Origin of the sequence: Neorhizobium alkalisoli, assembly GCF_007829835.1 — a bacterium.
Classification (GTDB): Bacteria; Pseudomonadota; Alphaproteobacteria; order Rhizobiales; family Rhizobiaceae; genus Neorhizobium.
In genome coordinates this window covers 426,171-446,498 of sequence record NZ_VIWP01000005.1, presented here as the reverse complement: position 1 = coordinate 446,498, position 20,328 = coordinate 426,171, and the positions used below count along the sequence as shown (strand labels likewise).

19 protein-coding genes and 1 riboswitch are annotated in these 20,328 nt (G+C 61.1%); of the genes, 15 read left to right on the top strand and 4 right to left on the bottom strand.

The genetic code is table 11. The features are described 5' to 3' along the window. Window positions 1-23 precede the first annotated feature (23 nt). The 8 genes from FHW37_RS21260 to FHW37_RS21225 all read left to right on the top strand — a co-directional run bounded on the left by FHW37_RS21260 (window position 24) and on the right by FHW37_RS21225 (window position 8,274). Window positions 24-950: a LysR family transcriptional regulator gene (locus tag FHW37_RS21260; RefSeq protein ID WP_145640002.1), complete on the top strand. Its 927-nt coding sequence runs from the start codon at window positions 24-26 to the stop codon at window positions 948-950. Window positions 951-1,122: 172 nt separating this feature from the next. Next, a riboswitch (cobalamin riboswitch) is annotated at window positions 1,123-1,366 on the top strand. 176 nt (window positions 1,367-1,542) lie between these two features. Continuing rightward, window positions 1,543-2,559, top strand: a complete 1,017-nt coding sequence (locus FHW37_RS21255) for an ABC transporter substrate-binding protein (RefSeq protein ID WP_145640000.1) — start codon at window positions 1,543-1,545, stop codon at window positions 2,557-2,559. Window positions 2,560-2,645: 86 nt separating this feature from the next. Next, window positions 2,646-3,647, top strand: a complete 1,002-nt coding sequence (locus FHW37_RS21250; RefSeq protein WP_246690868.1) for a FecCD family ABC transporter permease — start codon at window positions 2,646-2,648, stop codon at window positions 3,645-3,647. Continuing rightward, on the top strand, window positions 3,644-4,408 hold the full coding sequence (locus tag FHW37_RS21245) for an ABC transporter ATP-binding protein (RefSeq protein ID WP_145639997.1): 765 nt from the start codon (window positions 3,644-3,646) through the stop codon (window positions 4,406-4,408). Before FHW37_RS21250 ends, FHW37_RS21245 begins: the two co-directional genes overlap by 4 nt. A gap of 182 nt (window positions 4,409-4,590) precedes the next feature. Then, complete coding sequence (gene msrB, locus FHW37_RS21240; protein WP_145639995.1) at window positions 4,591-5,079, top strand: peptide-methionine (R)-S-oxide reductase MsrB; 489 nt, start codon at window positions 4,591-4,593, stop codon at window positions 5,077-5,079. Between the two features lie 39 nt (window positions 5,080-5,118). Beyond that, entirely contained in the window at window positions 5,119-6,987 is a 1,869-nt protein-coding gene (locus FHW37_RS21235) for a cytochrome c biogenesis protein DipZ (protein WP_145639994.1), read from the top strand. A 59-nt stretch (window positions 6,988-7,046) separates the two neighbouring features. After that, window positions 7,047-7,724 carry a peptide-methionine (S)-S-oxide reductase MsrA gene (gene msrA, locus FHW37_RS21230; RefSeq protein ID WP_246690867.1) on the top strand — a complete coding sequence of 226 codons (678 nt, stop codon included), beginning with the start codon at window positions 7,047-7,049 and terminating at the stop codon, window positions 7,722-7,724. A gap of 154 nt (window positions 7,725-7,878) precedes the next feature. Beyond that, on the top strand, window positions 7,879-8,274 hold the full coding sequence (locus tag FHW37_RS21225) for a RidA family protein (RefSeq protein ID WP_145639991.1): 396 nt from the start codon (window positions 7,879-7,881) through the stop codon (window positions 8,272-8,274). A gap of 6 nt (window positions 8,275-8,280) precedes the next feature. Here the strand turns inward: FHW37_RS21225 and FHW37_RS21220 are convergent, their stop codons facing one another. After that, window positions 8,281-9,144, bottom strand: coding sequence for a MurR/RpiR family transcriptional regulator (locus FHW37_RS21220; RefSeq protein WP_145639989.1), 864 nt, complete (start codon window positions 9,142-9,144; stop codon window positions 8,281-8,283). Window positions 9,145-9,327: 183 nt separating this feature from the next. Here FHW37_RS21220 and FHW37_RS21215 point away from each other — a divergent pair, with 183 nt between their 5' ends. Then, window positions 9,328-10,416, top strand: coding sequence for a D-TA family PLP-dependent enzyme (locus FHW37_RS21215; RefSeq protein ID WP_145639987.1), 1,089 nt, complete (start codon window positions 9,328-9,330; stop codon window positions 10,414-10,416). A 224-nt stretch (window positions 10,417-10,640) separates the two neighbouring features. On the opposite strand, the gene FHW37_RS21210 is transcribed toward FHW37_RS21215, so the two are convergent. After that, window positions 10,641-10,922 (bottom strand): hypothetical protein, encoded by a 282-nt coding sequence (locus FHW37_RS21210; RefSeq protein WP_145639985.1) that lies wholly within the window; start codon window positions 10,920-10,922, stop codon window positions 10,641-10,643. A 32-nt stretch (window positions 10,923-10,954) separates the two neighbouring features. On the opposite strand from FHW37_RS21210, the gene FHW37_RS21205 reads away from it, so the two are divergent. The 5 genes from FHW37_RS21205 (at window position 10,955) to FHW37_RS21185 (ending at window position 17,695) form a co-directional block, all read left to right on the top strand. After that, a complete protein-coding gene (locus FHW37_RS21205; RefSeq protein WP_145639984.1) occupies window positions 10,955-12,436 on the top strand; it encodes a M81 family metallopeptidase in 1,482 nt (493 codons plus the stop codon). 91 nt (window positions 12,437-12,527) lie between these two features. After that, a complete protein-coding gene (locus FHW37_RS21200; protein ID WP_145639982.1) occupies window positions 12,528-14,045 on the top strand; it encodes an ABC transporter substrate-binding protein in 1,518 nt (505 codons plus the stop codon). Window positions 14,046-14,077: 32 nt separating this feature from the next. Next, window positions 14,078-15,019: an ABC transporter permease gene (locus tag FHW37_RS21195; protein WP_186458348.1), complete on the top strand. Its 942-nt coding sequence runs from the start codon at window positions 14,078-14,080 to the stop codon at window positions 15,017-15,019. Then, window positions 15,016-15,879, top strand: coding sequence for an ABC transporter permease (locus FHW37_RS21190; protein ID WP_145639979.1), 864 nt, complete (start codon window positions 15,016-15,018; stop codon window positions 15,877-15,879). The genes FHW37_RS21195 and FHW37_RS21190 overlap by 4 nt, the downstream gene beginning before the upstream one ends. Window position 15,880: 1 nt before the next feature. Further along, window positions 15,881-17,695, top strand: coding sequence for an ABC transporter ATP-binding protein (locus tag FHW37_RS21185; RefSeq protein WP_145639978.1), 1,815 nt, complete (start codon window positions 15,881-15,883; stop codon window positions 17,693-17,695). 27 nt (window positions 17,696-17,722) lie between these two features. On the opposite strand, the gene FHW37_RS21180 is transcribed toward FHW37_RS21185, so the two are convergent. After that, window positions 17,723-18,103 (bottom strand): winged helix-turn-helix transcriptional regulator, encoded by a 381-nt coding sequence (locus tag FHW37_RS21180; protein WP_145639977.1) that lies wholly within the window; start codon window positions 18,101-18,103, stop codon window positions 17,723-17,725. A 104-nt stretch (window positions 18,104-18,207) separates the two neighbouring features. On the opposite strand from FHW37_RS21180, the gene FHW37_RS21175 reads away from it, so the two are divergent. Further along, complete coding sequence (locus tag FHW37_RS21175) at window positions 18,208-19,221, top strand: zinc-binding alcohol dehydrogenase family protein (protein ID WP_145640178.1); 1,014 nt, start codon at window positions 18,208-18,210, stop codon at window positions 19,219-19,221. Window positions 19,222-19,232: 11 nt separating this feature from the next. Here the strand turns inward: FHW37_RS21175 and FHW37_RS21170 are convergent, their stop codons facing one another. Beyond that, the gene (locus tag FHW37_RS21170; RefSeq protein WP_145639975.1) at window positions 19,233-20,150 is read right to left on the bottom strand and encodes a LysR substrate-binding domain-containing protein; all 918 of its coding nucleotides are present in this window, start codon (window positions 20,148-20,150) and stop codon (window positions 19,233-19,235) included. Window positions 20,151-20,328 lie beyond the last annotated feature (178 nt).

The following is a 20,328-nucleotide window of genomic DNA, read 5'->3' as shown; positions in this document are numbered from 1 at the left end:
CTTGCCGAAAATCGGGAAAGCGAATGGATCGGTTCGAAGCCATGTCGGTGCTTCTGGAGGTCGTCGATAGCGGCAGCTTTTCCGCGGCCGGCCGGCGGCTGCGCATGCCTGTCACGACGATCGCCCGGAAAATCTCCGATCTCGAAACGGCGCTGGGCGCCAAGCTTTTGATCCGCACGACGCGAAAACTCAGCCTGACGGATGCCGGGACAATCTATCTTGCCGCCGCGCGGCGGATCGTCGATCAGGTCGACGAAGCCGAGCGAGAGGTGGCCGGCGAGTTCACGGTGCCGAAGGGAGAGTTGGTGATTACGGCGCCGGTTCAGTTCGGCCAGCTGCATGTCCTGCCTGTCGTCGCCGATTTTCTGGCGGCATTTCCGGAGATCAGCATCCGCCTGCTGCTGCAGGACCGGAATGTTCATCTGGTCGAGGACCATGTCGATATGGCTGTGCGGATCGGCAGCCTGGCTGACAGTTCGATGATTGCGACCAGCGTGGGTTCGATGCGCATGGTCTTTTGCGCCAGTCCGCAATTGCTTGCCCAGAAGGGCACTCCGAAAAGCCCGGAGGATCTGCAGAAAATGCCGCTGATCGCGTTCGAAGGTCCGATCCCCTCTGCCGGCTGGCGTTTTGTGGATCCTCAGACGAAGCTGCCGATGGTCGTGCCGGTTGCGGCGCGGCTTTCTGTGACGACGGCGGAGGCTGCGGTGCGTGCGGCGCTGATGCATGTCGGGGTGACGCGGCTTCTGCATTATCAGGCCGCTGATGCGGTCAAGGCCGGCACGCTTCAACTGATCCTTGAAACGTTCGAGCCGGAGCCACTGCCGATTAGTCTCGTGCATGTCGGGCGCGGTCAGATGCCGCTGAAGCTGCGAAGCTTTATGGATTTTGCCTTGCCGCGGCTGAGGCAGAGCCTTCTCGATCTGAGCAAGAACACAACGAAGATGTGATGCGCATTGAGGGGTGTTCAGTCCGGCAGGACATAAACGCTGGACAGGCCCGAGGCTTTCGACTACGAAACGTAACGTTATTACATTTCAAAAAATCGCCTGCTGACACTCAAGGATACCCGGCCGCCGCATGCAACCATCCATCATTACCTTGACGCCTCCTTCGCGTTTCGCCATGGTCACCCGTGACGGTTCCCCAAGGGTTGCGACTCGCGGGGAATAACAGGGAACACGGTGCGGTCCTTCCAAAAGGGGACCAAGACCGGGGCTGCCCCCGCAACTGTAAGCGGATTGTCGATCATCCTTGGGCAAGTGGTTTTGAGAACCACAGGCCATGCCACTGCGAATTTCGCGGGAAGGCAGAGGATCGGCGCATATCCGCGAGCCAGGAGACCTACCGTCACAACACGATCCAATCAGCCGGGCGGGGATGCCTGGAAAGGAACAGATATGAACGACCTGACCTTTGGCCGCAACGCGGCACACCTCCCTCTCGATTGGGCTTTTCGCGACTAATCCGCTGCGCGCCGGTTCCGTCGCATCTACGCGGCTGGACGGCGCTCGTTTTCCCCTTTCAGGAGGTTCTCTACCCATGCGCCAAATTCTTGCCACTTCGCTGCTTGCGCTCGGCTTAGCCGGCCTTGCCGGTCCCGTTTTTGCAGCGACACAATATCCGCTCACCATTGAAAATTGCGGCCAGAAGGTTACGTTCGACAAGGCACCGGCCAAGGTCGTTTCGATCGGTCAGGGCATGACTGAAGTGCTCTATTCGCTCGGCCTTGCCGACAAGGTCGCCGGCACGGCGGTCTGGGTCGGGCCGGTTCTGCCGAAATATGCCGAAGCCAATGCCCGCATCAAGCGGTTGGCGGACAATGATCCGAGCTTTGAATCCGTTGCCGGTCTGGAGCCGGATCTCGTTGCCGCCGAATTCGAATGGCATGTCGGTGCACAGGGTTCTGTCGGCAAGCGCGAACAGTTTTCCGGTCTTGGCATCAATACCTATATCGCGCCCACCGATTGCGTCGCCAAGGTCAATACAGATGGTGGCGATGGCGTGCGCAAGGAACTGTTCTCGATGAACCTCGTCTATGAGGAGATCGGCCAACTCGCGGACATTTTTGACGTCAAGGATCGCGGTGATGCGCTGATCGCCGAGCTCAAGAAGCGCGAGGCGGATGCCGTTGCCTCTGTCGCGGGTGCTGCCGGCAAGAATCTGCCGGTCGTGTTCTGGTTCTCCAGCAAGGAAGTGAAGGGCGATGCCTTCATCGCCGGCAAGAACAGCGCGCCCGCCTATATCCTGAAGACGCTCGGCGCCAAAAATGTCGTGTCGACCGAAGAGGAATGGCCGCTGGTCGGCTGGGAAACGATCTCGCAGGCCAACCCCGCCGTGATCGTCATCGCCACGATGGACCGGCGCCGTTATGCCGCCGACGATCCGAAGGTGAAGGTCGATTTCCTCGAGAATGACCCGGTCACCCGCGAACTCGATGCCGTCAAGAACAAGCGTTTCGTGATGATGGACGCCCAGTCGATGAACCCGACGATCCGCACGATCGATGGTATCGAGATTCTTGCCAAGGGCATCAAGTCCTCCGGGCTTGCCCAGTGAACCGAATGGACCGCCTGCCCGTCAGGGGACGCCGCCTTGCCGCCGGACAGAAATTTCCGTCCGGCCTGCGGGGCGGATGGTGGACGATGGCAGCGCTTGCCGTCACCGCCTTCCTTGCGCTCGGGCTGATGATCAGTCTCGCCGTGTCGATCGGCGAGATCTCCATCCCCGTTTCGACGACGGCCAAGGCGGTCGCCAACCGGCTTTTCGGAGCCGGGTTCGAACTCAGCCGCATCCATCAGGGCATTGTCTGGGATTATCGTCTCAGCCGCGCCCTGGTGGCTGCGAGCGCCGGTGCATCACTGGCGCTCTGCGGCACGGTCCTGCAGGCACTTCTGCGCAATCCGCTGGCGGAGCCCTATGTGCTCGGCATTTCCGCCGGCGCATCGAGCGGCGCGGTCTGCGTGATGATCCTTGGCTTCGGTTACGGGATCCTGACCCTGTCCGGTGGTGCCTTCATTGGCGCGGTCGTTGCCTTTCTACTGGTCGGTGTGCTGGCGGCCGGTGCGGGGGCGACCAGCGAGCGGATCATTCTCTGTGGAGTTGCCGGTTCGCAGCTATTTAATGCCCTAACCTCCTATATCGTCACCACGTCGGCCAATGCGGAGCAGGCGCGCGGCGTTCTGTTCTGGCTGCTCGGGTCGCTGAGTGGCGTGCGCTGGCCGGATGTCTGGCTGTCGGTGCCGATCGCGCTTGTCGGGCTTTTCGTCTGTCTGGCGCATGTGCGGGCGCTCGATGCCTTTGCCTTCGGGACCGATGCCGCCGCCGCGCTCGGCATTGCCGTGCGCCGGGTGCAGATCGTGCTGTTTGCGACGACTGCGGCGATGACCGCGGGCGTCGTCAGCATGGTCGGGTCGATCGGTTTCGTCGGCCTGGTCATTCCGCATGCCGCCCGTTTCATCGTCGGGCCGTCGCATGCGCGGCTTCTGCCGGCCGCGGCGCTCGGCGGGGCGATCTTCATGGTCGCGGCCGATATCATTTCCCGCATCATTATTCCGCAGCAGATCCTACCGATCGGCGTCGTCACCGCCCTGTTCGGCGCACCGGCCTTCGCGGTCATTCTTTATCGCGCCCGGAGAAGTGCATGAGCATCACGGTCGACACGGTAAGCTATACCGCCGGCAATACGCTGATCGTCAATGGCGTCAGCCTTTCCGTTGAAAAGGGCAGGGTGCTCGGGTTGCTCGGGCCGAATGGTTCGGGAAAATCCAGCCTGCTCAGGCTGATCTGCCGGTTGCGCAAGGTGCAGAGCGGCGTCATCACGCTTGGCGAGAACGACGTGGCATCGATCTCGCGGGCGGAACTTGCGCGTCGCGTCGCCTTTGTCGAGCAGCAGTCGAACACCGATACGCAGCTGACCGTGCTCGATGTCGTCAAGCTCGGCCGCACGCCGCATCGCGGTCTCTGGGCCAACTGGACTGCTGATGACGAATTCGCGGTCGAGGAGGCTCTGCTGCGGGTCGACATGCTGGAGCGGGCCGAACAGTTTTGGCAGACGCTTTCCGGTGGCGAGCGCCAGCGTGTTCATATTGCACGGGCTCTGGCGCAGACGCCGAGTGAACTTTTGCTGGACGAGCCGACCAATCATCTCGATATCCAGCATCAGCTGGAAATCCTGTCGCTGGTCTCAAAGCTCGGCATTACCTCGATTGTCGCCCTCCATGACCTCAATCTGGCGGCGATGTTCTGCGACAGTCTTGCCGTGCTGCAGAAAGGCGAGGTGGTTGCCGCCGGTACGCCTGAGGACGTGCTGACCGAGGATCTGATCGGCCGGGTTTTTGGTGTGCGCGCCCATATCCAGAAATCGCCCGTCCATGGCCGCTGCAACATCCAGTACCTGATGCGCTGAACCGCGTTTAGGCGCTGCATTTTCACGTTTCGGTGTTCTTACCGTGACGTATGTAACAAAGCTGATGCTTCTCTCGTATGTCTTATCAAGCGATATGTTCAACGGAAACTATCGCTCCGATTTGGCCGATGCCGGTGTTATGCTTCTTGCAGGCTTGACCGGTCTCATGGAGGAGAAGAGCAATGGTGAGCAGACGTCATCTACTCGTGAATACAGGCCTTGGTGCACTTGCACTGAGCCTCGGCTTTGGTGCGAAAAAATCCTTCGCCGCCGAAACCTTTGCCGTGACCCATACGGATGCGGAATGGCGCAAGCTGCTGACGGCGGATCAGTATGCGATCCTGCGGCAGGAGGCGACAGAAAGGCCGAATACCAGCGCGCTGCTGCATGAGGAGCGCAAGGGCAATTTTGCCTGTGCCGGTTGCGATCTGGAATCGTTCTCCTCGACCACCAAGTTCGACAGCGGCACGGGCTGGCCGAGCTTCTGGGCGCCGATCGAAAACACGGTCGGCACGACGCGGGATACATCTTTCGGCATGGTGCGCGACGCGGTCCATTGCGGACGCTGCGGCGGCCATCTCGGCCACGTCTTCAACGACGGCCCGAAGCCGACCGGCCTGCGCTACTGCCTGAACGGCCTTGCCCTGAAATTCCATCCGGCGACTGCCTGATCGATCGACAATCGATTTCCTGACTGACGGAATATTTCCATGCTGCTTTTTCTGCTCGCCTATCTCGGCGGGGTGCTGACGATTGTCAGCCCCTGCATCCTGCCGGTCTTGCCCTTTGTGTTTGCGCGGGCCGGCCAGCCCTTTTTGCGCAGCACATTGCCGATGCTTGTCGGCATGGCGGTGACCTTTGCCGGTGTCGCGACACTTGCTGCAGTTGGCGGCGGATGGGCGGTCGAGGCCAATGAATATGGTCGTTATGCGGCGCTCGTGCTGCTTGCCGTATTCGGTGTCATCCTGCTTTTCCCCTCGCTGTCCGACCGGCTGACGCGGCCGCTGGTTTCGCTTGGTGCGCAGCTGTCGCAATCGGCGGATCGCAGCAGCCGCAGCGGCGGTTCGGCGATTGCCGCGTCGCTCCTGCTCGGTGTGGCGACCGGACTGCTCTGGGCGCCCTGTGCCGGACCGGTGCTTGGCCTGATCCTCACGGGCGCTGCGCTGCAGGGGGCGAATGTCGGTACGACCCTGCTGCTAACAGCTTATGCGCTGGGTGCCGCGACCTCGCTGGCGCTGGCGCTTCTGGTCGGCGGGCGTGTCTATCAGGCGATGAAACGCTCGCTCGGCGTCGGCGAATGGCTGCGGCGCGGTGTCGGTGTTGCGGTTCTTGCCGCCGTCGTGGCGATCGGGCTTGGCCTCGATACCGGTTTCCTGACCCAGGCCTCGATCGCCAGCACGACCTCGCTGGAACAGACCCTGATCGACAGGTTCCAGCCGCAGGATCAGCAGAAGCCCTCCTCGCTCGTCATGGAGAAGGACGGCGGCGCGATGATGATGAGCGGCAACAACCAGATGATGATGAGTGGCAACCAGGCCATGGCGCCGGCCATGATGAGCGGTTCGAACGCCATGATGATGCAGGCCAAGCCACAGGCCGCTGCCGCAGAGGCGCTGCCGGTCGAGGCGACCATGCCTTCGCTGGATGGCGCGGTGGAATGGCTGAATTCGCCGCCGCTTTCGGCTGAAGCCCTGAAGGGCAAGGTCGTGCTCGTCGATTTCTGGACCTATTCCTGCATCAACTGCATTCGCGCCATCCCTTACGTCAAAGCCTGGGCCGAAAAATACAAGGATCAGGGGCTGGTCGTGATCGGCGTGCATGCGCCGGAATTCGCCTTCGAAAAGAAGATCGACAATGTGAAGAAGGCGATCGCCGATCTCGGTATCACCTATCCGGTTGCGGTCGACAACAACTATGCGATCTGGCGCGCCTTCAATAACCAGTACTGGCCGGCCCATTACTTCATCGACGGTGAAGGTCGCGTGCGCCACCACCATTTCGGCGAGGGCGAATACGACCAGTCGGAGCGGGTGATCCAGCAGCTGCTTGCCGAGGCCGGCAAGGCGAATGTCGCCAGCGACATCGTCAATGTGAGGGCAACCGGCGCGCAGGCCGCATCCGACGAGAAGGACGTGCAGTCGCCGGAAACCTATGTCGGTTACGAACGGGCGGAAAACTTCGTGGCCCAAGGCGGCACAGTCAACGACGCCGCGCATGTCTATGCCGCTGCCGAGCCGCGGCTCAATGAATGGGGCCTGACCGGCAACTGGACGGTCAAATCCGAAAATGCCGGGCTCAACGACAAGGACGGCAGCATCTATTACCGTTTTCACGCCCGCGACCTGCATCTGGTGCTGGGCCCGGATGCGGATGGCAAGCCGGTGCGGTTCAAGGTGACGATCGACGGCAAACCACCGGGCGAAAACCACGGCGTTGACACGGATGCCGATGGCAACGGCACCGTCACCGGCCAGCGCCTTTACCAGCTCGTTCGCCTGGCGGGACCGGTTGGCGACCATACATTCGAGATCCATTTCGAGGATCCCGGCGTCCAGGCTTATGCGTTCACATTCGGCTGAAGGAGATCGACATGACGCGCACTTTTAATGACAAGAGAAAACCCCTGCGGCTCGCCTTGATGGCCGGTGCGGCACTGATCGCGGCTGGCACCGCCTTTCATCTGACGGCGTCGGCGGCCGAGGAGCCAAAGATCATCCCGGCGCCGGCTCAGGATGAGCAGGCTGGTTCGGGCACGGAGACGGCAGTGTTTGCCGGCGGCTGCTTCTGGGGTGTGCAGGGCGTCTTCCAGCATGTGAAGGGCGTCGTCAGCGCCACGTCCGGTTATGCCGGTGGCGCCAAGGGGACCGCGCAATACGAGACGGTCAGTTCCGGCTCGACCGGTCACGCGGAATCCGTACAGGTCGTCTTCGATCCGAAGACGGTTTCCTATGGCCATCTGCTGCAGATCTATTTTTCCGTCGCCCATGACCCGACCCAGCTCAACCGCCAGGGGCCGGATCGCGGCACGCAATATCGCTCTGCCGTTTTTCCGGTAAATGATGAGCAGGCGAAGGTGGCCAAGGCCTATATCGGCCAGTTGAACCAGGCCCGTGTCTATGATGCGGCGATCGTCACCAAGATCGAACCGGGCAAGGCCTTTTATCCGGCAGAAGCCTATCACCAGAACTTTCTGCAGGAAAATCCGACCTATCCCTATATCGTCATCAACGATCTGCCGAAGGTCGAAAACCTCAGGAAGATCTTTCCGGCAGATTACCGTGCGGATGCGGTTCTCGTCGCCAAGGCCGGCAACTGATCTTGAAGCCTGGTACCCTCTGGTGCCGGGCTTTACCTTATGATCCGGCATTAATTTTCTTGTCGCCCGCCGTTTTCGAGCTGGAAACATGCATATCGAATGCTGTAGGCAGGAATCCTGAAAATAAATTACGGAATTCCTCAGGAGCGACAGAATGAGCGAGAAGAAGCTGATCCGTTTTGCAACTGCCGACGCCCAGGCGGGCGGGCAGCGGCGTCCGTTTGCCAAGGCCGTGCGCGCCGGCGATTTCGTTTACGTGTCCGGCCAGGTGCCGACGGTCGACGGCGAAGTGGTTGTCGGCGGTATCGTCGCCCAGACCGAACAGGTCGTCGCCAATATCAAGGACGTCCTGGCGCTGGCCGATTGCACGCTGGCTGATGTCGTCAAGGTCAATGTCTGGCTGGACGATGCGCGCGATTTTTCGAGCTTCAACGCCGTCTTCCAGAAGCACTTTATCGATCACCCGCCGGCTCGCTCCACCGTGCAGTCGCCCTTGATGGTCGATGCCAAGGTCGAGATGGACGTGATCGCCTACAAGCCGCTCGACTAAAAATCGTCAGTCGCCGAGGAGCTGGCGGTCGTCGCCGTCGCGGTTGCGCACCAGCTCTTCCTTGATGCTGCGCAGCGCCTTCAAAGAGGTGTTGCGGTCGGCATAGGCGACCATATTGGCGAGGATGTCGATCGCGGCCAGAAAAGCGTAACGCGTCGAGGTCGGGCGAAAGATGTTCTTGCCCTCGGGCAGGTCGATGCCGATCACCACGTCCGCAGTGGCCGCCACCGGCGAGCCGTGCTGGGTGATGACGACGATCGGGATGCCGCGCTGGCGCATCAGTTCGAGGCAATGGACGAGGCCCATATCCCGGCCCGTAAAGGACGACCCGAAGACGACCGTTCCCGGCTGGACCGAAGCGGAAATCATCAGGTTCATATTGTGGTCGTTCGATGCGTTCATGCGGCAGCCGAGGCGGAAAAGCCGGTTGTGCAGCTCGTTGACGATCATCGCCGAATTGCCGCTGGCGCCGAAGGCCTGGATGAAATCCGCGCCGCGCAAAAGCTGGGCGGCCTTTTCGATGGCGGCTAGGTCAAGCTGGCGGTGCAGTTCGAACAGCGCGTTCTGCGCCTTGGAGACGATGTCCTGCGCGACTTCCTCGGCCGTTGCGGTTGGCGCCTCCGGCGTGAGGTAGCGCATGCCGACATAGGCGAGTTTTGCCAGCTGTACCTTGAAATCGGAATAACCCTGGCAGCCGAGCCTGCGGCAGAAGCGGGTGACGGTTGGTGGTGAGACGCCCGCCTTTTCGGCAAGCTCCACGATTGAGGAATTGACGACGAAATCGACGTTTTCCAGCGCGAACCGGGCAAGTTTCGTCTCCAGCGCGGAAAGCCTGTTTCCTTCGTCGGACAATGCGTGGAACAGGTCCATTCGGTCTCTCCCCGTAAGATGCCAGCGACGTTGGCTTGCTCACTTCATGAAAATGAATTTCACTTGAGCCGGTTTTGATACCATAATACTCAAGAGCATTCGCCAAACCAGCCATGTGGGCGAAAATAAAAAACAGGTTCTTCCCTGCGCCGCGGCGCGCCCTTTCTAAAACGAGGTGTCATCATGAACTATCCGTGGCCCGAGCCAGGCACGTCGCTGGATGAGGTCGCAACGCCCATGCCGGTCATCGACGAAGACCGGCTGGCCGCCAATATCGCGCGGGTCCAGGCCTATTGCGCGGCGCATGGAAAGGCGTTTCGCCCGCATATCAAGACCCACAAGATCGCGGCCGTCGCACGCCAGCAGATCGAGGCGGGTGCGGTCGGGCTGAACTGCCAGAAGGTGACCGAGGCGGAAGTGTTTGCCGATGCCGGTTTCAACGACATTCTCATCACCTACAACATTCTCGGCGCCGCCAAGCTGGCACGTCTCAAGGCACTCAATGCGCGGGTCGAAAAGCTCGCCGTCGTTGCCGATAGCGAAGTGACGGTGGCGGGTCTGGCAAAGACTTTTGACGCTGCGCGGCCGCTGACGGTTCTGGTCGAATGCGATACCGGCGCAAAACGCTGCGGCGTACAGACGCCGGAAGCCGCCACGGCACTGGCCGAAAAGATCGCTGCGGCGCCGGGCCTGCATTTCGGCGGCATCATGACCTATCCGGCCGTCGGCGGCGCCGAGAAGGTCGAGGCCTTCATGGTGCGCACCATGGCGCTTCTTGCAGAGAAGGGGATGGATTGCCCGGTGCGCACGAGCGGTGGTTCGCCGGATCTGTTTTCGGCGCATCTCGTGCCTTCGGCCACCGAACACCGCGCCGGCACCTATGTCTATAACGACCGCAGCATGGTGCGGGCCGGCCATTGTACGGCCGATGATCTCGCCATGCACATTCTGGCGACCGTCGTTTCCCGCCCGGCGCCGGATCGCGCCGTGTTGGACAGCGGTTCCAAGGCGTTGACCTCTGACCTGCTCGGCTTTTCGGATTATGGCGCGATCGCTGGTTTCGAAGGTGCCCGCGTTATCTCGCTTTCGGAAGAACATGCGGTCGTCGATCTCTCGGAGTGCACAAAGCCCTTCCCGGACATCGGTTCGGTCGTGAAGGTCGTGCCGAACCATACCTGCGTCGTCACCAACCTGTTCGATCGCATGGTCTTCCATCGCGGCGGCAAGGTCACCCGCGTTGAAAATGTCGATGCCCGCGGGACCGTCTGGTAAGGCGGGTTCACGAAAATATTTTCATCCCGCCGTTTCGGCAGAATGAGTGATTTTCATCGGATCGTGAAAAAGGGCGCCCTTAGGAGCGCCCTTTTTTCATGTGCGCCGCAGCGGCGTTTTCCATCCTTTGCCTGTCGGAAGTGTTTTAGGCGACAGAAGGGATTGATCTTGAAAACAAAATAACCGGGCCAGGATTTTTGCATGCGCGAAGATCGTCTGCCTCATCATGAAAATTTTCCCGTATTTAACCGATTAAGAAAATAAATTACAGAAAATGCGTGAAAACTGGTGATGAAGTTGACTTGCACTGATTTTGACGCATTATGAAGAAAATAAATTACACCGCAAACGGTGAACGGGTGAACTAAAACGAGGGCGAATTTTCCTGAAGCCAGACCCGGATCCTGCAATTGCCTGATGAGGGCGAATGCCGGGAGGGTTCCGCCGAAGTGCCGGGCAGAGTTCGGTTGCGGGCGGGAGGTGCTGGTTTCGGCGCGTTCGGACATCCGCGATCCGCTTGCCATTCGGAAGCATGAGCATGCGCATCTTTACCGCCTCGCTGGCGACGGAAACCAATACGTTCTCGCCTGTGCCGACGGATATGAACGCCTTCAAGGCGGCGTTCTACGCCGGTCCCGGCGAGCATCCGGAGACGCCGACGCTCTGTTCATCCGTCGTGCCGATCCTGCGCCGCCGTGGCCGCGCGGAAGGGTTTACCGTGATCGAAGGCACGTCCTGCTGGGCGGAGCCGGCCGGGCTCATCCAGCGCCAGACCTATGAAACTCTGCGCGACCAGATTCTGGCCGAACTGACGGCCGCCCTGCCGGTCGATGGCGTCGTGCTCGGCCTGCATGGCGCGATGGTGGCGCAGGGGTATGACGATCCGGAAGGCGATTTTCTCTCCCGTGTGCGGGCCATTGTCGGGCCGGACGTGCTGATCGCGGCGGAATTCGATCCGCATAGCCACCTGACGGCAAAACGCGTCGCCAATCTCGACCTGATGGCCGCCTTCCTCGAATTCCCCCATACGGATTTCGAACAGCGCGGCGAACATGTGGTCGAGCTGGCGCTGCGGACGTTGAAGGGCGAGATCAAGCCGGTCATCTCCACCTTCGACTGCCGGATGATCACCATCTTTCCGACCAGCCGCGAGCCGATGCGCTCCTTCGTCGACCGCATGCACGCGATGGAAGGCAAGGACGGCATTCTCTCGGCTTCCGTCATCCATGGTTTCATGGCCGGTGACGTGCCGGATATGGGCACGCGCATCGTCGTCGTCTCCAACAATGACAAGGCCAAGGGCGATGCGCTGGCGGCTGCCCTCGGTCGCGAGCTTTATGCGCTGCGCAAGGAAACGGCGATGCCGATGTTCGATACCGAAGCCGGTCTCGACAAGGCTGTCGCCATCCGTGCGGCCAATCCTGAAAAGCCGGTGACCATCGCCGATGTCTGGGACAATCCCGGCGGCGGTGTTGCGGGCGATGCGACCCATATCCTGCGGCGGATGATGGAACGCGGCATGGACGATTTTGCCGTGGCGACCATCTGGGATCCGATTGCGGTCAGTTTCTGCCATGCGGCGGGCCTGGGGGCCGAACTTGACCTGCGGTTTGGCGGCAAGTCCGGTCCCCAGGGCGGCGAACCGCTCGATCTGCGCGTTACCGTCCAGGCCGTGTTCGATGCCGGTTGGCAGAGCTTCCGCAACAGTCGCGTCACGCTTGGCAGTACGGCGGTCATCCGTCCGGTCGGCACCAATATCGATATCGTGCTGATCACCAGCCGCACCCAGACCTACGAGCCGGATATCTTCTCCAATCAGGGCGTCGATTTCGCGGAAAAATCCTGGCTGCTGATCAAGTCGACCAACCATTTTTACGCAGGTTTTCAGCCGGTCTCGTCGGAGATCGTCTATATCGCCGCACCCACTTCTTATCCCACCAATCCGGCAACCACGCCCTACCGCAAGGCCAGCCTCGAGCTGTGGCCGCGCGTTGCCGATCCGCTGGGACTAGACGCCTGACCCCGCGGCCGAAAGGAAAGCGGCCGCGGACAGTATTCGAGAATGAACGGAAAACCGTCAGCAATGACGACAGACAAAGGGGACTGAAACCATGAAAAAGAGTGCACTTGTTCTGATGACGCTGGCAGCCCTTGCCGGTACAAGCAGCCTGGCGCTGGCACAGGCCAGCGATGGCGTTCTGACCGTTGCGACGATCGGCGAGCCGCCGACGCTCGACGTGATGCAGACGGCGACCGATATCGTGCTGACCATTGACCAGCACATTTTCGAGACGCTTTATACCTATGACGCCGAGTGGAAGTCCGTTCCGCTTCTCGCAGCCGGCATGCCGACGATTTCCGAGGACGGCCTCACCTACAGGATCCCGCTGCGCGAAGGCGTAAAATTCCATGACGGCAGCGATTTCGATGCCAAGGATGTCACCGCCTCGCTGAAGCGCTGGATGGCGGTCAATTCCAAGGGCAAGCAGGTTGCCGGCATCGTCGAAAGCCTGACGGAAGATGGCGACCATGCCGTCGTCTTCAAGCTGAAGTCGCGGTATGCGCCGCTGCTCGCCACCCTGTCGCAGGCCTCCGTCATCATGCCGTCGGAAGACGTCAAGGACACGCTGACCGATTTCGTCGGCACCGGCCCCTACGCCCTCAAGGAGCGCAAGCCGGACCAGTATACCCAGCTCGTCCGTTTCGACGGCTACAAGTCTCCCGAAGGCGCGACCAGCAACTATGCCGGCAAGCGCGAGGCGATCGCCAAGGAAATCCGTTTCGTCCCGGTTCCGGACGCCAATGCCCGCGTTGAAGGCCTGATTTCCGGCCAGTTCGATTATGCCGACTCGCTGCCGGTCAGCGCCTATGAGCGCGTCGAAAAGAGCGGCAAGGCAAAGCCTGTCATCTTCAAGGATGCCGGCTGGGCATCGATGAACATGAACATGAAGGAAGGCCTGCTCGTCAAAAAGCAGCTGCGTCAGGCCGTGCAGGCCGCGCTCAATGCCAAGGACATGATGCTGGCCGCCTTCTCGGACGACCGTTTCTACAGCGTCGATGCCTCGATCTTCCCGAAGGGTTCGTTCTGGCATACCGAAGCCGGTGTTGCCCGTTACGGCGAAGGCGATCCGGAAGCGGCCGCAAAGCTGCTCAAGGCAGCCGGTTACGACGGCACGCCGATCCGCCTTTTGACCAGCCGCCAGTATGAGTTCCACTACAAGATCGGCGAAGTGGCCAAGGCCTATCTCGAAGCGGCTGGCTTCAAGGTCGATATGCAGGTTGTCGACTGGGCAACGCTGACGACCCGCCGCGCCGATAGCAAGCAGTGGGACATCTTCATCACCCATTCCAACTTCCCGGGTGATCCGACCACGATCAACACCATTACCGATACCTATCCGGGCTGGTATGTTTCCGACCAGAAGACCAAGGCCGTTGCCGCCTATATGGATGCAACGACCGACGACGCCAAGAAGAAGGCCTGGGACGGTATCCAGACGGTCATCTATGACGATGCGCCGCTCTATAAGGTCGGCAACTTCAATGCGGTTTCCGGTCTCGCCAATGGCGTTTCCGGTTACGAGCCGACCTACTGGCCGCATTTCTGGAACGTCAGCCCGAAGAAGTAATTTCGGAAACCAAGGACTAGACCATGGCAAGGATCGCACGGGCACTGTTAAAACGGCTGGGGGGCATGGCCATCGTGCTCGCCCTCGTCGTGACGGTGGTTTTCGTCATCGTTCGCGTGACACCGGGCGATCCTGCCGCGGTCATGCTGGGGTCGGATGCGACCCCGGCCGATATCGCGCAGCTGCGCACCAAGATGGGGCTCGATGCGCCGCTGATCACCCAATATGCCCAGTTCGTGCTCGGCATATTCAAGGGTGATCTCGGCCAGTCGATCTTCCTCAATCAGCCGGTCACGACAGCGCTTGCCACGCGTGCCGAGCCGACCTTTTTCCTGACGCTGTTCTCGATCTTGATCGCGGTCGGCATCGCGCTGCCGGTCGGCATTCTGTCGGCCGTCAAGCGCGGCACGATCTTCGACCAGATCGTCGTGACGCTGACCATGGTCGCCGCCAGCGTGCCGAGCTTCTGGCTCGGGTTGATGCTGATGCAGGTGTTTGCCGTGAGCATGGGCTGGTTTCCAGCCTCCGGTTACGGCGGACCCGATACGCCTTTCCTTGAGCGGCTGCACCATCTTGTGCTTCCGGCCGTGGCACTCGGCATCGTCAACTCGGCGCTGATCACCCGCTTTACCCGCGCCTCGATGCTCGATGTTCTCGGTGACGATTACGTCCGCACCGCCAAGGCCAAGGGGGCGGGGGCTGCCCGCGTCATCCTCAAGCACGCGCTCAAGAATGCGATGATCCCGATCATCACCGTCATCGGCCTGTCGATCGCCATGCTGGTTGCCGGTGCCGTCGTGACGGAAACCGTGTTCGGCCTGCCGGGCATCGGCAATCTCGTCGTCTCGGCGGTGCTGCGGCGCGACTATCCGGTCATCCAGGGCGCGCTTCTCGTCGTTGCCGCCATTTACGTCCTCATCAACTTCGTCGTGGACATGCTCTATATTCTCGTCGACCCGCGGGTGCGCCTATGACTACGATGGCCTCCGTCTCCATGCCTTTCGCCGCAAAACTGCGCCGCCTGTTCGGCAACCGGGCCATGCTGCTCGGTGCGATCATTCTTGCAGTCGTCGTGCTTGCCGCGCTGCTCGCGCCGTGGATTGCGCCCTATGCGCCGAACAAGCTTTCGATCGTCAACAAGCTGAAGCCGCCATCGGGAACCAACTGGTTCGGCACCGATGAATTCGGCCGCGACATCCTTTCGCGGGCGATCTTTGCGGGCCGCATCTCGCTGCTCGTCAGTCTCGGCGTCGTCTGTCTCTCGACCGTGATCGGCGTGTTTCTGGGCGTTATCGCCGGTTTCTTCCGCAGTCTCGATGCGCCGATCTCGCGGCTGCTCGATGCGATGATGTCCTTTCCCGACATCCTGCTGGCGATCGCGCTGGTCGCCGCACTCGGGCCCTCGCTGACGACGGTCATCCTGGCGCTCGGCATCACCTATGCGCCGCGTCTTGCCCGCATCATCCGCGGCTCGACGCTGGTCCTGCGTGAACTGCCCTATATCGAGGCGGCGGTCGCCATGGGCCTGCCGACATGGCAGATCCTTCTGCGCCACGTCCTGCTCAATCTTGCCTCGCCGATCCTCGTGCAGGCGACCTTCGTCTTCGCCTCGGCCATGCTGGCGGAAGCGAGCCTTTCCTTCCTCGGCGTCGGCGTTTCCACCGACATGCCGACCTGGGGCACGATGCTCGCCTCGGGCCGTGAATACATGAACAATGCCCCCTGGCTGATGCTGTTTCCGGGACTTGCGATCGTCTTTTCGGTTCTCTCGCTGCAATTGCTGGGCGACGGCCTGCGCGATCTCGTCGATCCGCGACTTGCCAAGGAGAACTGAGATGAGCGACATCACGACCAAGAACGTCGGGCCGGTTCTCAAGATCGAAAACCTGACGACCTCGTTCAAGACCTCGCAAGGCTGGAAGCCGGTCATCCGCAATATCAGCCTCGAAGTCGGTGCCGGCGAAACGGTGGCGATCGTCGGCGAAAGTGGCTCGGGCAAAAGCGTCACGGCGCTGTCGACCATGCGTCTGCTGCAGCCGGGCCGGTCGCGCTCGGAAGGCCGCATCCTGCTTGAAGGCAAGGACCTGCTTGCCGCCAGCGAAGCCGAGATGCGGCAGGTGCGTGGCGGCTCGATCGGCATGATCTTTCAGGAGCCGATGACCTCGCTCAACCCGGTCTTCACGATCGGCAATCAGGTGGCTGAGGCGCTGGTCCTGCATCGCGGTCTTTCGTGGAAGGCGGCGGAAGCGGAAACGCTGCGGCTGATGGAGCGGGTGCGCATCCCGGCCGCCAAAACCCGCCTGCACGAATATCCGCACAAGTTCTCCGGCGGCATGCGCCAGCGCGTGATGATCGCCATGGCGCTTGCCTGCCGCCCCAAACTGCTGATCGCCGACGAGCCGACCACGGCGCTCGATGTGACCATCCAGGCGGAAATCCTGCATCTGCTGCGAGATCTGCAGAAGGAAGAGAACATGGGCGTTCTCTTCATCACCCACGATATGGGCGTCGTGGCCCAGGTTGCCGACCGCACGGTCGTGATGTTCCGCGGCGACATGATCGAGACCGGCGCCACCGATCAGGTGTTTGCCGCACCGAAGGCGGTCTATACGAAGTCGCTGCTCGCCTCCATTCCGCGCCTCGGCACGATGGGCGATGCCGTCTCTCCGCGCCGTTTCCCGGAAGTCGATCCGGCGACGGGCGAGGCGGAAGAGGGCCGCGAGATGAGCCCGGTTTCGCCGACGCTCGAACCGATCCTGAAAGTTTCCGATCTCGCCGTGCGTTTCGACCTGCCGAATGGCCGCGTGCATGCGGTCGAAGGCGTGTCCTTCGACCTGCGTCCCGGTGAAACCCTGTCGCTGGTCGGCGAATCCGGTTGCGGCAAGTCGACCACGGGCCGCGCGATCATCCGGCTGATCAATCCGACCGCCGGCTCGATCACCGTCAACGGACAGGATGTCACCAAGGCCGGTACGCGCGAGCTGCGCGGCATGCGCCGCACCTCGCAGATGATCTTTCAGGATCCGTTCGCCTCACTCAACCCGCGCATCACCGTTGGGTCCGCGATTGCCGAGCCGATGCTGGCGCATGGGATATTGAGCAAGCGCGATGCCAAGGCACGTGTCGCCGAACTTTTGGAACAGGTCGGGCTTACCGCCGCGATGGCCGATCGCCATCCGCACGAGTTTTCCGGCGGCCAGCGGCAGCGTATCTCGATTGCGCGTGCACTGGCGCTCGATCCGAAATTCATCGTTGCCGACGAGGCGGTTTCCGCGCTCGACGTGTCAGTCAAGGCTCAGGTCTCCAACCTTCTCCTAGACCTCCAGGAAAAGCATGGCCTCTCCTATCTCTTCATCAGCCATGACATGGCGGTGGTGGAGCGGATGAGCCACCGGATCGCAGTGATGTTCCTGGGCGAAATCGTCGAGATCGGCCCACGGGCGGCGATCTTCGACAATCCGCAGCATCCCTATACGCGCCGGCTGATTTCCGCTGTGCCGATCCCCGATCCGTCGCGCCGCGGCCTTACTCAGCCGCCGTTATCGGAAGAGATTAAGAGCCCCGTCCGGCCGTTCGACTACGTACCGCCGAAACGGGTCTATCGCGAAGTCTCGCCGGGGCATCTGGTGCAGGAAATTGTCGGCGCTTAAGCGCGCTGCGCTTAGCTCCGGGCGGTCTCAGGCCGCGTCCTGATCTGCGGGGGCGAGGATTTTCGGTTTTCCATAAAGGCCGATATTCTCGTCGCCCCAGCTTTTCAGTGCCAGAAGAATGGCTTCCATGCTGCGGCCGAGCGGTGACAGGCTGTATTCCACCTTGGGCGGCACCTGCGCATAGACCTTTCGGTCGATCAGCCCGTCTTCTTCCAGTTCCCGCAGCTGATTGGTTAGCATGCGCTGGGTCACATCCGGAATATGTCGGCGGATCTCGCTGAAACGCAACTTGCCAGACATTAGGTGAAAGAGGATGACGGATTTCCATTTGCCGTCGATCAGGCCGATTGCGGCCTCGACCGAGCAACCCGGACTGCAGTCGAAACGGGAATGGCGCAGCTTTGCCATCACGGTATCCTTTTTGACACTATAGGCTGATTTTGTGCGTATTGGCTTTTCTCAAAGGTAGATCCATCTTCCGCTCATATCAAGCGTAGAGAAGGAAACGTATGATGAAGGCTGTTGCCTACAAGACCGCAGGACCGATCGAGGCCGAGGCCTCGCTTGCCGATGTCGAACTGGAAAAGCCGAAAGCGAGCGGCCGCGATATTCTGGTTGCGGTCGAGGCGATCTCGGTCAATCCGGTCGATACGAAGATCCGTAAAGGCGTCTCTCCGGAAGCCGGCCAGTGGAAGGTTCTGGGCTGGGATGCGGTCGGCCGCGTCGTCGAGATCGGTGACAAGGTGACCTCGTTCAAGTCGGGCGACGAGGTGTTTTATGCCGGTTCGCTGATCCGGCCGGGTGCCAATAGCCAGTTCCATCTGGTCGATGAGCGGATCGTCGGCCACAAGCCGAAGTCGATCTCCAATGCCGAGTCAGCCGCCCTGCCGCTGACGGCGATCACCGCCTGGGAAATGCTGTTCGACCGGCTCGATATCAGGAAGCCGGTTGCCGGTGCGGCAAACGCGATCCTGATTATCGGTGGCGCCGGCGGCGTCGGTTCGATCGCCATCCAGCTCATCCGGGCGCTGACCGACCTGACCGTCATTGCCACCGCCTCACGGCCGGCAACACAGGCCTGGGTGAAGGAACTCGGCGCCCATCATGTTGTCGACCATACCAAGCCGCTGGCCGAGCAGGTGAAGGCGCTCGGCATCGGCGCGCCAGCCTTTGTGTTTTCGACCACGGAGACGCATCGCCATCTCGCCGAGATTATCGAGCTGATTTCGCCGCAGGGTCGGTTTGGACTGATCGACGATCCGGCTGCACTCGACGTTCTCGGCTTCAAGCGCAAGGCCGTGTCGATCCATTGGGAGCTGATGTTCACCCGTTCGATTTTCGAGACGGCCGATATGGATGAGCAGGGCAAGCTGTTGAACGAGGTCGCGGAGCTGATCGATAGCGGGCGGATCCGCACCACGGTGACGGATATCATGAAGCCGATCAACGCCGAAAATCTGAAGCGTGCCCATGCCGTGATCGAAAGCGGCAAGGCACGCGGCAAGATCGTGCTGGAAGGCTTCTGATTATTTTTATCTCAGCGATCGGCGCGTTCGGGATCGACCGCGCCGATCTGGCCAACCAGCCAGTCCTTGAACACTTCCATGGCGCCGCTAGTGCCGGCAAATTTCGGCGTGCTGAACCAGTAGCCGTAATCGCTGCGGTAACCGAGACCGGATGGGTTCACCAATCGGCCGGCTGCGAGATCGTCGGCGATTAGGCCGCGCGGCACCAGCGCCATGCCCTGGCCGGCCAGGGCAGCGCGGATCACCATCGTGTAATAACCGAAACGCGTTGTGTGACGCACCATCAGATCCCGCCGGTCATGGAATGCGGCCAGATGTTGCCAGTGGAACGGGGTCTGTGGATGTTCGAGCATCACCCCTTCCGCCAGATCCTCGATCGATCCGGGCGTGCCGGTCTTGGCGAAATAGTTTGGCGCACTGACGACCACCACGTCGCGACCGAAGAGGTAGGTGCTGTTGTCGCTATGCTGTGGTGCTGCGGCAAATTCGAAGATGCCGTCCGGCAGTTCCGACTGCGATGGCGAGATGAACGTGGTGAACTGCACCTCGATATCGGGATTGCTTTCGGCAAACTGTTGGAAACGCGGCAGCAGCCAGCGGTCGCCGAAGATCGGCAGGACCTGCAGCCGCAACACGCCGGGGCCGGGTTTCAGCCGGGCGACGAGCAGGGCTGCATCCTCCATGGCCTTCAACGCCGTGCGCGCATGCTCGATATAAATCCGCCCCGCCTCGGTCGCCACCATCCCGCGCGAGGTGCGCAGAAAAGCTGGCGTGCCGATCAGTTCCTCAAGGCCGAGAAGCTGTTTGCTGACCGCGCTCTGCGAAAGGGCCGTGCTTTCCGCCGCCGCACTTGTGGATCCCCGTTCGGCGACCGCCAGCAGCACCTGAAGGGCTGCCGTCGAGGGAAGGCGGTGGCGGCGATTCTCCATTTGGTCTGCTGTTTCCTGTCAGTCTGGCTCGGCTCGCGGGCCGTATTTTGTCGTCAATAATGATCGACGGAAGTGCCCTAGTCAATTTTGTCATAGGTGCAAGGAAATAAGTTCGCTTGCTCAACAGACGGGCACATGTGATCCCTGCCCATTATCTCTACAGAAAACAGGTTTGCGC

Coding starts and splice junctions, on each gene's coding strand:
- FHW37_RS21180 (WP_145639977.1), bottom strand. CDS start 18,103: ATGGCAAAGCTGCGCCATTCCCGTTTCGACTGCAGTCCGGGTTGCTCG.
- FHW37_RS21250 (WP_246690868.1), top strand. CDS start 2,646: ATGGCAGCGCTTGCCGTCACCGCCTTCCTTGCGCTCGGGCTGATGATC.
- FHW37_RS21210 (WP_145639985.1), bottom strand. CDS start 10,922: ATGTCCGAACGCGCCGAAACCAGCACCTCCCGCCCGCAACCGAACTCT.
- msrB (WP_145639995.1), top strand. CDS start 4,591: ATGGTGAGCAGACGTCATCTACTCGTGAATACAGGCCTTGGTGCACTT.
- FHW37_RS21200 (WP_145639982.1), top strand. CDS start 12,528: ATGAAAAAGAGTGCACTTGTTCTGATGACGCTGGCAGCCCTTGCCGGT.
- FHW37_RS21170 (WP_145639975.1), bottom strand. CDS start 20,150: ATGGAGAATCGCCGCCACCGCCTTCCCTCGACGGCAGCCCTTCAGGTG.
- FHW37_RS21185 (WP_145639978.1), top strand. CDS start 15,881: ATGAGCGACATCACGACCAAGAACGTCGGGCCGGTTCTCAAGATCGAA.
- FHW37_RS21235 (WP_145639994.1), top strand. CDS start 5,119: ATGCTGCTTTTTCTGCTCGCCTATCTCGGCGGGGTGCTGACGATTGTC.
- FHW37_RS21190 (WP_145639979.1), top strand. CDS start 15,016: ATGACTACGATGGCCTCCGTCTCCATGCCTTTCGCCGCAAAACTGCGC.
- FHW37_RS21255 (WP_145640000.1), top strand. CDS start 1,543: ATGCGCCAAATTCTTGCCACTTCGCTGCTTGCGCTCGGCTTAGCCGGC.
- msrA (WP_246690867.1), top strand. CDS start 7,047: ATGGCCGGTGCGGCACTGATCGCGGCTGGCACCGCCTTTCATCTGACG.
- FHW37_RS21220 (WP_145639989.1), bottom strand. CDS start 9,144: ATGGACCTGTTCCACGCATTGTCCGACGAAGGAAACAGGCTTTCCGCG.
- FHW37_RS21245 (WP_145639997.1), top strand. CDS start 3,644: ATGAGCATCACGGTCGACACGGTAAGCTATACCGCCGGCAATACGCTG.
- FHW37_RS21225 (WP_145639991.1), top strand. CDS start 7,879: ATGAGCGAGAAGAAGCTGATCCGTTTTGCAACTGCCGACGCCCAGGCG.
- FHW37_RS21260 (WP_145640002.1), top strand. CDS start 24: ATGGATCGGTTCGAAGCCATGTCGGTGCTTCTGGAGGTCGTCGATAGC.
- FHW37_RS21205 (WP_145639984.1), top strand. CDS start 10,955: ATGCGCATCTTTACCGCCTCGCTGGCGACGGAAACCAATACGTTCTCG.
- FHW37_RS21175 (WP_145640178.1), top strand. CDS start 18,208: ATGAAGGCTGTTGCCTACAAGACCGCAGGACCGATCGAGGCCGAGGCC.
- FHW37_RS21215 (WP_145639987.1), top strand. CDS start 9,328: ATGAACTATCCGTGGCCCGAGCCAGGCACGTCGCTGGATGAGGTCGCA.